Origin of the sequence: Faecalibacterium prausnitzii (assembly GCF_003287405.1) — a bacterium.
Classification (GTDB): Bacteria; Bacillota; Clostridia; order Oscillospirales; family Ruminococcaceae; genus Faecalibacterium; species Faecalibacterium intestinale.
Genome location: NZ_PRLD01000010.1, coordinates 84,797 through 96,760 on the forward strand (window position 1 = coordinate 84,797; position 11,964 = coordinate 96,760).

Below are 11,964 nucleotides of genomic sequence, written 5' to 3' on the forward strand. Positions count from 1 at the left end.
TCATTGCTACGCTGCGCTCCACAAACGCGGTCGTTCCGCTATCCCGAAATTAAAATAATACTTCCGCTGATGATGCGCAGAGCAACGCGGAGCGCATTTTCAATCATTTGGCATTTGCGTTACAGCGCCGAGTAGCCAAAGCTGTTCACCAGCGCGTCAATGTGCTGCCCGGCTTTGCACAGGGGGCAGTCGCGGGAGTCGAAGCTGGCGTAATCCGGCAGACAGGTGGGGTCAAAGATGGAGGTGACCGGGTAGCCCAAGCACTCGTGGGTAGTGGCAAAAATAGCCGAAAGCCCTGCCACGATGCCGCCGTAGTAGTTCACGGCTTCCACGGCTGCCTGAATGGTGTAGCCGGTGGTGATGGATGCCGCAAGGATGAGCACGTGCTTGCCCTTGACCATGGGGGCAAGATTGTCCCGCAGAATGATCTGGCTGCCGGAAGTGTACTCCGGCGTGACGATATAGATGGTCTTGTGGGCGTTCATATTGGTAAAGCCGTCCTTGGTCAGCTCGTTGGCAAGGCAGGTGCCGATGACCTGTGTGCCGTCCAGACAGAGCACGGTATCCACGATGGTGCTGTGCTGGTAAGCGCTGACCAGCTCCTTTGCCACGGCCTTTGCCTCGGAAAGGCGGGTCTTTTGGGTGGTCACGTCGATGTAATAGTTGATGTGGCTGTGGCTGGTGGCAAAATGTCCCTTGGCCACCCGCAGGAACAGTTCGCTTTTGCTGGTGGGAAGCTTGACCATGTTGATCATTGTACAGCACTCCTTTTTTCACCGGGCGCAGCTGCGCCGCAAAATACAAAACAGCGCGGCGACCCATGTTGATCGCAGCGCTTATTTTTCTTCTCTGCTTCTTTATTGTACTGAAAAATGCCGCTGTGCACAAGACACAAACCTGACGAAAAACCTTGCTTTTTTACAGACATATCGCCGAAAACTTGGATGCAAAAAGACCGCCGCGCAAAATGCGCAGCGGTCTTTGGTAAAAGCACAGCGATTATGGATCTGCTCAGCCGTTGCTCTTCTTGGCGGCCTCGGCCAGAGCCTTGTCGTACACTTCCTTGGTGATCTCCCAAGTCATGGAGTACTCAGAGTTCTCGCGGATGGGCATATACTTGAACACCACAGTGTAGCCGTCCTGCAGGTCGGGCACCTTGGCGGCTTCAAGATGGAGCGTGATGGGCGTCTTTTTCACGATCAGGCTGTTCTCGGCGTCCGTGATCTTCACGCCGCCGTTGTTTCCGCTGAAGTAGACCTGCTTGCTCTCGGCGTCCTTGATGGCAAGAGAGAAGCGGTAGGGATCCAGCGGGATGGGGTTTGCGCGGCCAGACTCGATGTCGACTTCCATCGTGCAGGTGCCGTTTTCGATCTTCAAACCCCGCAGACCGCCGATCACCTGCAGCTCGCTGGTGATCGCACTGGGCAGCGCTTTGCTTACCGGGTTGTTGGGATCCTGATACTCACAGCCGCCCAGCAGACTGGCACCGGCCACAGCCACTGCGGTGGCTGCCGAATACTTCAGGAATGCGCGGCGGGAAAATGTATAAGACATAGCTTGTTCCTCCGTTTTTTACCAGTATGTTGGGGCTCAGGTCGCAGACTTCAAGGCGTCTGCGGTCAGCTCCCAGTTGGCGCTGAACTCGCTGTATTCCAGATCGGGATAGAAGGTAAAGGTCACCGGGCCGTCCGTCAGCGCGTTCAGACCCTTTGCGGACACAAAATAAGTAACAGTCTCGTTCTTCTTGACCTGATGGCTCAGCGCATCAGGAGAAGTCACCTGCAGCTTATCGTTCTGGTAGGCCAGATACCTGTCTGCCTTTACGGCAAAGTTTGCCTTGGTCACTTCCAGTGCGTTATTGCGGCCGTTGGTCACCACCAGCTTAAAGGTGGTGGTATCGGAAGCGGCATCGCACTCCACCTGCTCCAGCTTGGATACAACTTTCAGCACCCTGTTGCTGGTGCCGACGGCGCGCTGCACCGGGGCATCGCCGCCGCAGCCGGTCAGCAGACTGCTGCCAGCCACAACTACAGCGGTAAGTGCGGTATATTTCAGGAAAGAGCGGCGGGAAAATTCCCCAGTCATATTCGTTCCTCCTTCAGAACACATCAATACAGATTCTGCCATAAGGCACTACCTATACAATAGGCGAAACGGAGAAAAATGTCAATGATTTTCCGCAAAACAAATGTGAAGATTTTGTGGCAGCATCGTGCATTTTAGACGAAGCTTAAGCGGATTTTTTGGCAATTGTGTCAGCTGCGGATCACATCGGAAGCGTTCATGACAAAGGTCAGGCTCTTGCCCTCCAGGAAGGTGGGCACGTAGGTGACCTTCAGCTGCTTCCAGTCCTTGGGCACCATGATCATCAGCACGATGTAGGCGCTGCCCTGCGGGGGCAGGCTCTCTGTATCGGAAAAGCTCTGGGAATTGGCGTTGTACAGCGAGATATTGGCGCAGCAGGCTGCGGGCTGGCCATCGCAGACGGCGGTAAAATCCGGGGTGGCAGCGGCCATGGCCTGAAAGTTTGCGTCCACGTTCTCCAGCGGGGGCACGGGGTAGGCCTCGTTGATGGCGTCAATGCCCTGTGCACCGATGGCGTAGCTCTCGGTCTTGCTGCGGTTGACGGTGGTCACCCGCACGCCCAGATACTCGTAGCCCGCCGGCTGCACGGGGTCCTGCGTCAGGTGGAACACGCTGGTCAGCTGCACGCCCAGACCGTTCCAGCTGCGGACGGTATCGCCGACCTTGACCTCTACCACGGTGTCGTCGCCGTTGGACTGGCAGCCGCCCAGCAGGCTGGCTGCACCCAGTGCAGCAGCGGATACGCCGGTGCACTTGAGGAAGCTGCGGCGGGAAATAACAGTAGACATAGGTTTATATCCTCCTTGAAGGGTCAGTTTCTAATTCTTCTTCCTCTGGTTATACCGTTTCCGGCACACAGATGCAAGAGCCCGTGTCGATTATTTACAACAATTTCACAAGCGGGGTCACTCCTGCGGCGAAAGCCCCTTGACGTGGGTCTCGCTGGTTTTGACCAGATTTAACAGGCTGGGCGTGTACAGCGGAAATTCCCGGGTCAGGCTCTCGGTGGTCATGGCAAGGCAGGCGGGATCCTTGACGCCCTCGCCGCCGTTTACGTCCTGCCCGTCCAGCAGCGCTTCCACATTGGACTCTGCCATCCGCATCACAGCGTCGGAATAGCCGTGCCAGCGGCGGGGCTCGATGCTGAACATACTGGAGGCGTTGTGCGGCTCTGCAGAGTAGAGCAGCCGGAACATCTTGGCCACCGCCATCATCAGGTAAGCGCTCACCTCGGTGGTCAGCGCCTTGCTGTGGCACTGGCCGATCTTGGCGTAGAGCACATTCAGGCTGTTGGAGATGAGTTTTTTGTTCATGGTGGGCAAAACGCTGCCGTGGTAGACGTTGTCCTTCATCTTTTCGGGGTTGGGCAGATCCTCGGCAGAGAGCATCATGCCGTTGCGCTCGGCGCTGCGGCCCAGCAGGTAGTCGCAGGAAACATTATAATAATCTGCCACCCGCACCACAAAGTCCAAGCCGCACTCGCGGATGCCTTTTTCGTAGTGGGACAGCAGCGCCTGAGAGACCCCCAGATCCTCTGCCGCCTGCTTTTGGGTAATGCCGCGCTCCTTGCGCAGCAGCTTGATGATACGATTGAACTCCATGGTGTGCTCTCCTCAATATCCGAAGGGATTTTTTGGTGATATCCTTGTTTTTGGTTTACAACAGGTTGATTATACACATTGGAAAACGACTTGTAAAGCAAGAAAAATGCCGATATTTTTCGTCTTTTTTCGTCATTATTGTCAAAAGTCTTGCCGGGGCCCCACATCTATGCTAAACTATGGGTATTAACACATAGATTTTGTGTTTCCGACACGGCAGAAAAACGACAGCCGTGGTGAAAGCCCGTCTTTTCTGAAACAAAATTTTTTCAAACAGGTGGTTCCATCTTTCTGCAGTTTGTGCTATAATCTCTTTTTGGCGACTGTTCTTGACCGGCGCACAAATTGGCGAAGGGCAAGGCAGACGCTATAAAAGGTAATATACCAAGAATAAGAAAGAGGAAACTTTAGTATGAAACTCGAGCGCAAAGTCCGTCTGTGCAGCGCTGCCGCTGCTGTCCTGATCGCCGCCATCGCCCTGACCGGCTGCGGCGGCTCCAAGTCCACTGCTTCTTCCGCAGCCGCTTCTTCTGTGGCTGCTTCCACCGCTGCTGCTACCAACAACAGCTGCGGCGAGGGCGTGACCTGGGCACTGGCTGACGGCACCCTGACCATCAGCGGCACCGGCCGTATGACCAACTTCACCAAGGACGCTCCGGCTCCCTGGGCTGATCAGGCCGACCAGATCACCACCGTTGAGGTGGAGGGCACCGTTACCAGCGTGGGTGCTACCGCCTTCAAGGACTGCACTGCCCTGACCACCGTGAACATCGCTGACGGCGTGGAGTACATCGAGGCCGGTGCTTTCAACGGCTGCACCGCCCTGACCGAGGTCAACATCCCTCTGAGCGTGGGCTACATCAAGACCGGCGCCTTCAAGGACTGCAACGCTCTGACCAGCGTGACCATCCGCGACAACTGCCGTCTGGACATGAACGTGTTCCCCGCTACCGTGGAGGTCAACTACGCCGAGGGCTGAGCCTATTCCGTAATTTCGAACCAAAAGAGGTGTGATCCATGAAAACCTTCAAGCTTCATCTCATCCGCCACGGCATAACCGCGGGCAACCTGCAGGGCCTGTACATCGGCAGCGGCACCGACCTGCCCCTGTGCGACGAGGGCCGCGCTCAGCTGGCTGACCTGAAGGAGCGGTTCGCCTACCCGCAGGTAGACACCGTGTTTTCCTCCCCGCTGCTGCGTGCGGTGGAGACCGCCAACATCCTGTTCCCCGGGGCTGCCCACCAGTTTACGGTGCACGATCTGCGGGAAGCCGGCTTTGGCAAGTTTGAGGGCAGACCGGTGAAGGAACTTGTGCAGGACGAGGACTTCAAAAAGTGGATCACCCCGGGTTCCGGCTATCTGCCGGAGGGCGCAGAGCCCACCGAGCAGTTCCACGCCCGCTGCGCCGACAGCCTTATGAAGCTGTTTGAGTACATGATCCGCATGGACGTTACCGAGGCCGCCTGCGTGACCCACGGCGGCGTGATCATGAGTATGCTCAGCCAGCGCGCCGTACCCACCCGCCGTCCCGAGCAGTGGATGGCAGACCCGGGCTGCGGCTACACTGTGCAGACCGATGTGCAGCTGTGGATGCGGGACAAGCTGGTGGAGGCCATCGACATCGTACCTTTTGGCTACGCCGACACCCTGCAGGGGCAGGCCGAAGCCGAGGAGAACGAGGCCTACGAATAAGAAAGGGTTACAGTTTCCCACTGCCCCTTGACAGAACGCGCAGAATCCTTTATTGTTAAAGGGTAGTATTGTATCGTACACAGGAGGAACGCTGTCATGTCCCAATCCCTCTCCCGCCGGTCATTCCTGAAATGTGCCGGTTCCGGTGCGGTCAGCCTTGCGGCTGCACTGCTTACCGGGGTCTGTGCTGCGGCGCAGCAGCCGTGTCTTACGGGCGAGCCTGCCCTGCTGGACGGCAAAGCTGCCGTGGAGCTGCTGGGCTATGCCCCGGCACCGGAGCTGGGCGGCGTACTGGTGTACCTCTCGGTGGAAAACCTTTCGGCAGCCAGCCTGCCGGTGGATACCAGCTATCTGCAAAGCCGTGGTCTGCGCACCCGGGAGCAGCTGTACAGCATGGGCACCGGCGTGACCGCTGCCTGCAACGGCCAGAGCGTGCCCTGCGGCAGCTTTGCCGCCCCGCTGTACAGCGAGAACGCGGCAGATGCTTCGGTGTTCACCCTGAACCTTGCCGCCGGGCGCGGTGCGCTGCTGCACTGTTTCTGCGCCGTGCCGGAGGACTGGCAGACCCTTGAGCTGACATGGCATCCGGACTTTGCCGCCGGGCGCAGCGCCATCTTTACGGTGCGCCGTAATACCGATGAAGCCGCTCTGGGCCCCGTGCCCACCACCCCCGCCGAGGTCGGCAGCGTGGTGGATCTGTAACAGCATACCAAAAGAGCCATTGCACAAAATGCGTGCAATGGCTCTTTTTTGTTAAAACCCTCTCAGCTTAACTCCCTCAGTCAAAACCTGACGGTTTTGCCAGCTCCCTCGGGGAGGGAGCCTCTGGCGCGCCCGCAAGCTTTACACTTTAGCCGAAAACTGTACCGCTATGCCAAAGGCCCCATCCTAGAGGGGGCTGTCGAGCGCAGCGAGACTGGGGGAGTTTCTCCCGGCGTGCGCCTTCTCAGGCTCTTCTGCCGTGGTCACCCGGCACCCACCAGCGCTTCGCCGGTGCTGCTTTGCACCAGCAGCTCCTGCCCGGTAAGGCTGGAAAGCAGGGCGATGTAGCTGCGCCCTGCCGGGAGTTCCAGCGGCTTGCCGTTGGAATCGTAGAGGGCAAGGGTGCTCTGGGTGCCCTGCGTCCATGTGATCTGCCACAGGTGTCCGCCGTTCAGCCAGATGCCGCCGCCCATGGAAAGGTCGTAGTCCAGCGTGCGGCCGTCGTCCCGCAGGGAGGAGCCGCTGTACAGGATGAGCAGATTGTCAAAGGCTGCCTGTGTGCCGGTGTTGGCATCCAGCTGCGGGGTGCCGTCGGCGTGCAGCATCCCGTAGGCGGCAAGGGCGTCGTCATAGACAAAGCCGGTGGCTCCGCCGGACTGGAAATTCACGGTCACGTTTACCGCATCGGCGGCGTTTGCATCCGGCAGATGGCCGGTGTCCCGCTGGGGCAGCAGAGCGGGCAGAACGCCTGCCGTTTCGCTCTCGCTGCCGGCGGCGTTCTGGTTCACGGCGGCGGAGATGCTCAGGCTGTCCAGCACCGAGGAAACGGCTTTGCCGCTGGTGCGCCACAGGGGCGTGCTGTTCCAGCTGTAACCGGTGCTGACAAAGGCGTTGCACCCCACCTCCTGCGCGTCCACCGCGCGGAGATTGTAGTATTCCAGATACCGTTTGGCGTATGCGCTGCTGCCGCACTGGATGGGCAGCACCTGCTGCCCGCTGAGCAGCCGCCAGTATAAGTCCTGCCCGCGCGTCACCGGCCCTACCACGGGCATGGCGCTGAGGGCGGGGTATACCAGACACAGCTCAGTAGAGCTGCCGCTCTCGGTCAGGGCTTCCAGCACCACCGAGGCGCTGCCGATGCCCCACTGGGTAGTGCTGCCGGTGGTGTTCTCGATGACCACCGCCGCCGCCCGCTGCTCCGGGTACAGCAGCTGCTGCCCGGTAAGCGGGTCTGCCGGGGCGGTGCTTTCTGCCGGCGCAGCGGCGGTGCCCCCGCAGCTGCCCAGCAGCACCGCGCACAGCACGGCTGCACCAAGGCGCAGGCTCCATTTGCGTTTCATGGGTCTCTCCCCTTACTGATAGTTAAAGTTTTGCCACTCGTCGTCGTCCACGATGGCCAGATAGGTCTTGCCGCGGTTGAAGCAGATCTCGCTGCCGTCGGCGGCATAGACCTTGAGCGGGTGCTCCGGGGATGCCTTCTGCCATGTGCCGTGCTGCACCGCGCCCCGGGTGAAGAAATAGGCTTCGCCGCCGGACACATAGTCCACCTGCTGCACGCCGCCGGAGTCGCCGGGGTAGTCCGCGATGCCTGCAAAACAGACCAGCAGGTTGGTAAAACCAAGCTGCTTTCCGGTCAGCTCGTCCACGGTGTTTTCAAAAGCACCGTCGGCGCGGCTGTACATGGACATTTTATAAAGGCGTTCCCAGCGGTTGTAGCTGAAGGTGGTCTTGTAGCTGTCCGAGTGCACGATGTTGATGGTCTTGGCGGCGGCAGCACCGGACATCTTGTTCTCTGCGCCGGTGCGGTAGTCTGCAAAGCGGAAGAAGGTGCTCTCGTAGGGATATTCCAGCCCGATGCCTGCGTTGGCGGCGGCCTGCCGGATCTCAGCGCCGGAGGTGAACTCGGTGTGCTCATACGCCACGTTGCGGCCGCGGCTGTCGCGGTGCGCCACATGGGGGTGAGTAGTGGTATTAAAATAGCTCTTGCCGCCGATGTTCAGGCCGGAGTAGTGATACACGTTGATGAACTTGGTGCAGGGGGCGCTTTCGCCGTCGTGGTAGTACAGCGCCTGCCACGGCATGAGCAGCTGCAAAAACTGGTCGCGGCCGGAGCGCAGCGGCCCCACCTCCGGGATGGCGTTGGCGTCGTGGTACACCGCGCAGAAGCGGGAGATGCCGCCCTCCACCTTGCTCTCAATGAGCAGGTCAGCCGAGCCGATGCCGCGCTGCGGGCGGGCGTTCTGCCGCTGGGTGTTGCTGATGTTGTTCACCATCACGCCGACAATACGGCCGTTGCTGCGGCGCGGCTCGCCGGTAAGGGGGTCGGCGTTATAGGCGGGCAGGCTGCTGTCGGCGCTCTCTGCCGGGGCTTCGGATGCCGCTCCTGCGTCCGGGGCTGCGGCTTCGGTGCTTTCAGAGGATGCAGAGCTGCCCTTCCCGAAGGTCTGCTGCAGCCAGCCGGAAAAGCCGTTGCCCACACAGGCGCTGCCGGTGGGCGCGCAGCCGGACAGAGCCAGCGAGGCGGCTGCCAGCCCCGAGACACGGAGAACGGTACGACGCGTGATCTTTTTCATGCAAAAAACCTCCTGATCAAGAAAGCTCTGCGCAGCCCCGGCGCTGTCGGAACGGTTGCGCGCGGTGGATGAAAACGAACGGCCCTTCGGCACTGCTTTGATTGTAATAGTTCTTGCGGCGTTTGTAAAGTGAAAATTAACGGCAAAGCGCTTTACCCGTGCTGCTCTGCTAAGCTCTGCACCATCTCGTGCAGCTGGGCGCGGACGGCGGTGGGGGCGGTGACCTCTACCTTGCCGCCAAAGCCGCACACCCAGCCGAAAAACTGCTGGCTGACGCAGATGGGCACGTCAAAGTGGAAGTGCTCCGCGTCCTCCGGGCAGAACACCGGCTCGCGGCCAAAGCGCTCCCGCATGACCGGCTCAAGGTCGGCAGTGCACCGCAGGGTGACCCGGTACTCGGTGCCGCCGAACATATTGAAGTGCTTGCGCAGGTAGGCGGGCAGATCGAAGGTGCGGAAGAACTCCTTGCCCCGGCGCGGCTCGTCCAGCACCAGCACCCCGGCCATCCGGTCCACCCGGTAATGGCGCACCGGGGGTGCTTTTTCGTCCTGATAGGCAATGAGGTAATAGCAGCCGTTTTCCCACGCAAGCTGCCACGGGCTTACGGTGCGCACGGCGCTGCTGCCCTTGTAGCGGAACTGCACCAGACACCCCCGGTTGATGGCGGTGTGCAGGGCGTCGATGCTGTACAAAAGGGTCTGGCTGTCGGTCTTGGGACGTCCGTCCACATACACCTGACGCTGCAGCTGGATGCCCTCGTAGTCAGAGCAGAGGGCTTCCAGCTTGTGGATGATGCGCTTGCTGGTGCGCGCCGAGATGACGCTGCTGGACTGTACCGCATCCACCAGCAGCTTCAGCTCCGAAAGCTCGAATGCACGGCTTGCCATCCAGTACCCGCCGCCGCGCCCGCGCTGTAGCTGGATGTCGTAGCCCAGACTGCGCAGGGTGTCGATATCGCTGTAAATGCTCTTGCGCTCGGCCAGAATGCCCTGATTTTCCAGCAGCTGCACCAGCTGGGGCACGTTCAGGCGGTGGTTCTCGTCGGTGCGCTGCTCAAGGATGCGCAGCAGCGTTACCAGCTTGGATTTCTGTCCTTCCTGCTTGGGCATGGGGCAATACCTCCGTCACGGTTTATTCCGGCAGCTTTTTGTCAAAGGCGGCGCGGCGCTGGGTGGAAAGGCGGAACATTTCTTCCAGCTTGTCCCGGTCGTCTGCCACAAGGGCGGCGCGCATCTCCTGCAGGGCAGAATCGAACTGGTCGATCTCGCTGATCAGGTTCTGCTTGTTCCACAAAAACAGCTCTGCCCACATTTTGTCGTTGATACGTGCAATGCGGGTCAGATCCCGGAAGGAGTCGCCGGTGTACTCGCACAGCGAGGAGTTGTCGTTGGCGCACATCAGGCTTACGGCGATGGCGTGGCACAGCTGGCTGACATAGCCGATCATCCGGTCGTGCTCCTGCACGGTCAGGGTGCAGATGTGCTTGAAGCCCAGCACCTCGGCCAGCTCCTTTGCCCACTGGATGCCCGCAGGGGTGTTCTTTTCGGTGGGGGTGATGATGAAGTTGGCCGGGGCAAAATTCACCTCGGCGGCGTGCTCCACGCTGGAAGTCTCGCGGCCGGCCATGGGGTGGCTGGCGATGAACTCCACCCCCGCCGGGCACAGCGCCTGCACCGGCTCCACAAGGCCGGTCTTGACGCCGGAAACATCCGTAAAGATGCACCCGGGCTTGAGCAGGGAACCGTAGGTTCGGAACCAGTCCAGCAGCGCGGTGGGGTACAGGCCAAAGATGATATGGTCGGCCTGCCGGACAAGGTCCTCAAAATCATGGGTCTTGCCGCTGGCGATATAGCCGTGCTCCAGCGCGTACTGCAAGTGTCCCTCGCTGCGGTTGATGCCGTCCACATGGAAGCCGGCGCGGGTCAGCTCCAGCGCGTACTTGCCGCCCAGCAGACCCAGACCCACTACGAGATAACGTTTTGTTTTATCAAGCATCTTCTACCTCCACGCCAAGCGGCGCTGCATCTGCAAAAAAGCCGGGCCAGCTCTTCTGGATGGCTTCGGCATCGTCCACGGTCAGGGATAGCCCGGCGGCGGCAGCCAGCACCGCAAGGCTCATGACAACCCGATGGTCGTTGTGGCCGTGCAGGGGCGCGGCAGGAGCGTGCAGACGCTCAGCACAGCCCTGCACCGTGATGGTGCCGCCGTCGCTTTCCAGCACGCCGCCGCAGGCGCGCAGCTCGGCCTCCATAGCCGCGATGCGGTCGCTCTCCTTCAGGCGCAGCCGCTGGGCGTTGCGGATGACGGTGGTGCCCTTGCACAGCAGTCCCAGCACCATCAGCACGGGGCCAAGGTCGGGGCAGTCCGCAAGGTCGATGTCCACCCCATGCAAGGGAGCTTTTGCAAAGGTGACGCTGTCACCTTTGCGGGTGAACACCGCGCCGCACCGGCGCAGGATGTCCAGAATGGCAGCATCGCCCTGCAGGGTGTCCGGCGCAAGGCCGGTGATGGTCACCCCGCCGCACACCGCGCCCAGCACCGCCGGAAACGCGGCCTGACTGTAATCGCCCTCCACGTTGTAGTCGCAGGGGCGGTACTGCTGCCCGCCGGGCAGCAGCAGGGTGGTTTCGTCCAGCCAGTGGCTGTGCACCCCAAAGGCGGCCTGTACGGCGCGGGTCATGTCGATGTAGCTGCGGCTCTCCACGGGGGGAATAAGGTGCAGCTGGCTGTCCCCGGGCAGCAGCGGCAGGGCGAACAGCAGCCCGCTGATGAACTGGCTGGACACGTTGCCCGCCAGCCGGTAGTCCCCGGGGGTCAGTGCGCCCTCCACGGTCAGCCCGGCGGAGGATTGTTCGAACCGTAGATTCTGCTCGCGATATAACGTTTCGTATACGGACTGCGGGCGCTCCATCAGCCGCCCGCGTCCGGTAAAGGTGACCGGCTGGCCGGTCAAGCTGGCAATGGGGATCAAAAACCGCAGGGTGCTGCCGCTTTCGCAGCAGTCCACCGGGGCGGTCAGGGGCAGAAAATGCCCAAGCCCCTGCACAGTGGCATCGTCCGCGCCGGTGTCCACGGCGGCGCACAGCTGCGCGGCGGCGGACAGGGTGGCAGAGATATCCTTGCTGAATTCCAGATGGGTGATGTGGGAGCGCCCCACAGCCAGCGCGGCGCACAGCACGGCGCGGTGCGCCATGCTTTTGCTGGGCGGCGCGGCGATCACGCCCCCGATGCCGCCGGGGGCAGGTCTGATGGTTACTTGCATAGCGGTGTTATCCTTTTGCAATTTCCCCCGGGCAGCGCTTCAGGCGCCC

General features: G+C 60.8%; 13 protein-coding genes. 3 read left to right on the forward strand and 10 right to left on the reverse strand.

The genetic code is table 11. The annotated features are described in order from the left end of the window. Nucleotides 1-119: 119 nt before the first annotated feature. From C4N24_RS10655 to C4N24_RS10675, 5 genes are all read right to left on the reverse strand, one after another. Complete coding sequence (locus C4N24_RS10655) at nt 120-755, reverse strand: phosphoribosyltransferase (RefSeq protein ID WP_112091392.1); 636 nt, start codon at nt 753-755, stop codon at nt 120-122. A gap of 256 nt (nt 756-1,011) precedes the next feature. Next, nucleotides 1,012-1,554, reverse strand: coding sequence for a twin-arginine translocation signal domain-containing protein (locus C4N24_RS10660; RefSeq protein ID WP_112091393.1), 543 nt, complete (start codon nt 1,552-1,554; stop codon nt 1,012-1,014). 36 nt (nt 1,555-1,590) lie between these two features. After that, a complete protein-coding gene (locus C4N24_RS10665; protein WP_112091394.1) occupies nt 1,591-2,085 on the reverse strand; it encodes a twin-arginine translocation signal domain-containing protein in 495 nt (164 codons plus the stop codon). A gap of 170 nt (nt 2,086-2,255) precedes the next feature. Next, complete coding sequence (locus C4N24_RS10670) at nt 2,256-2,873, reverse strand: twin-arginine translocation signal domain-containing protein (RefSeq protein WP_112091395.1); 618 nt, start codon at nt 2,871-2,873, stop codon at nt 2,256-2,258. A 117-nt stretch (nt 2,874-2,990) separates the two neighbouring features. Beyond that, a complete protein-coding gene (locus C4N24_RS10675; protein ID WP_112091396.1) occupies nt 2,991-3,686 on the reverse strand; it encodes a helix-turn-helix domain-containing protein in 696 nt (231 codons plus the stop codon). Nucleotides 3,687-4,098: 412 nt separating this feature from the next. On the opposite strand from C4N24_RS10675, the gene C4N24_RS10680 reads away from it, so the two are divergent. The 3 genes from C4N24_RS10680 to C4N24_RS10690 all read left to right on the forward strand — a co-directional run bounded on the left by C4N24_RS10680 (nt 4,099) and on the right by C4N24_RS10690 (nt 6,080). Beyond that, entirely contained in the window at nt 4,099-4,665 is a 567-nt protein-coding gene (locus C4N24_RS10680) for a leucine-rich repeat domain-containing protein (protein WP_112091397.1), read from the forward strand. A 38-nt stretch (nt 4,666-4,703) separates the two neighbouring features. Beyond that, nucleotides 4,704-5,378, forward strand: coding sequence for a histidine phosphatase family protein (locus C4N24_RS10685; RefSeq protein WP_112091398.1), 675 nt, complete (start codon nt 4,704-4,706; stop codon nt 5,376-5,378). A gap of 96 nt (nt 5,379-5,474) precedes the next feature. Further along, complete coding sequence (locus tag C4N24_RS10690; RefSeq protein WP_112091399.1) at nt 5,475-6,080, forward strand: Tat pathway signal sequence; 606 nt, start codon at nt 5,475-5,477, stop codon at nt 6,078-6,080. A gap of 263 nt (nt 6,081-6,343) precedes the next feature. On the opposite strand, the gene C4N24_RS10695 is transcribed toward C4N24_RS10690, so the two are convergent. The 5 genes from C4N24_RS10695 to aroA form a co-directional block, all read right to left on the reverse strand. Further along, complete coding sequence (locus tag C4N24_RS10695) at nt 6,344-7,420, reverse strand: DUF3048 C-terminal domain-containing protein (RefSeq protein WP_112091400.1); 1,077 nt, start codon at nt 7,418-7,420, stop codon at nt 6,344-6,346. 12 nt (nt 7,421-7,432) lie between these two features. Beyond that, on the reverse strand, nt 7,433-8,653 hold the full coding sequence (locus tag C4N24_RS10700) for a DUF3048 domain-containing protein (protein WP_112091401.1): 1,221 nt from the start codon (nt 8,651-8,653) through the stop codon (nt 7,433-7,435). Between the two features lie 152 nt (nt 8,654-8,805). After that, entirely contained in the window at nt 8,806-9,762 is a 957-nt protein-coding gene (locus tag C4N24_RS10705) for a helix-turn-helix transcriptional regulator (RefSeq protein ID WP_112091402.1), read from the reverse strand. A 22-nt stretch (nt 9,763-9,784) separates the two neighbouring features. After that, on the reverse strand, nt 9,785-10,648 hold the full coding sequence (locus C4N24_RS10710) for a prephenate dehydrogenase (protein ID WP_112091403.1): 864 nt from the start codon (nt 10,646-10,648) through the stop codon (nt 9,785-9,787). Next, nucleotides 10,641-11,915: a 3-phosphoshikimate 1-carboxyvinyltransferase gene (gene aroA, locus C4N24_RS10715; RefSeq protein ID WP_112091404.1), complete on the reverse strand. Its 1,275-nt coding sequence runs from the start codon at nt 11,913-11,915 to the stop codon at nt 10,641-10,643. The genes C4N24_RS10710 and aroA overlap by 8 nt, the downstream gene beginning before the upstream one ends. Nucleotides 11,916-11,964 lie beyond the last annotated feature (49 nt).

What these genes read in the sequence shown, in the direction of transcription:
- C4N24_RS10655 (WP_112091392.1), bottom strand. Translation starts at nt 755, where the DNA reads ATGATCAACATGGTCAAGCTTCCCACCAGCAAAAGCGAACTGTTCCTG.
- C4N24_RS10660 (WP_112091393.1), bottom strand. Translation starts at nt 1,554, where the DNA reads ATGTCTTATACATTTTCCCGCCGCGCATTCCTGAAGTATTCGGCAGCC.
- C4N24_RS10665 (WP_112091394.1), bottom strand. Translation starts at nt 2,085, where the DNA reads ATGACTGGGGAATTTTCCCGCCGCTCTTTCCTGAAATATACCGCACTT.
- C4N24_RS10670 (WP_112091395.1), bottom strand. Translation starts at nt 2,873, where the DNA reads ATGTCTACTGTTATTTCCCGCCGCAGCTTCCTCAAGTGCACCGGCGTA.
- C4N24_RS10675 (WP_112091396.1), bottom strand. Translation starts at nt 3,686, where the DNA reads ATGGAGTTCAATCGTATCATCAAGCTGCTGCGCAAGGAGCGCGGCATT.
- C4N24_RS10680 (WP_112091397.1), top strand. Translation starts at nt 4,099, where the DNA reads ATGAAACTCGAGCGCAAAGTCCGTCTGTGCAGCGCTGCCGCTGCTGTC.
- C4N24_RS10685 (WP_112091398.1), top strand. Translation starts at nt 4,704, where the DNA reads ATGAAAACCTTCAAGCTTCATCTCATCCGCCACGGCATAACCGCGGGC.
- C4N24_RS10690 (WP_112091399.1), top strand. Translation starts at nt 5,475, where the DNA reads ATGTCCCAATCCCTCTCCCGCCGGTCATTCCTGAAATGTGCCGGTTCC.
- C4N24_RS10695 (WP_112091400.1), bottom strand. Translation starts at nt 7,420, where the DNA reads ATGAAACGCAAATGGAGCCTGCGCCTTGGTGCAGCCGTGCTGTGCGCG.
- C4N24_RS10700 (WP_112091401.1), bottom strand. Translation starts at nt 8,653, where the DNA reads ATGAAAAAGATCACGCGTCGTACCGTTCTCCGTGTCTCGGGGCTGGCA.
- C4N24_RS10705 (WP_112091402.1), bottom strand. Translation starts at nt 9,762, where the DNA reads ATGCCCAAGCAGGAAGGACAGAAATCCAAGCTGGTAACGCTGCTGCGC.
- C4N24_RS10710 (WP_112091403.1), bottom strand. Translation starts at nt 10,648, where the DNA reads ATGCTTGATAAAACAAAACGTTATCTCGTAGTGGGTCTGGGTCTGCTG.
- aroA (WP_112091404.1), bottom strand. Translation starts at nt 11,915, where the DNA reads ATGCAAGTAACCATCAGACCTGCCCCCGGCGGCATCGGGGGCGTGATC.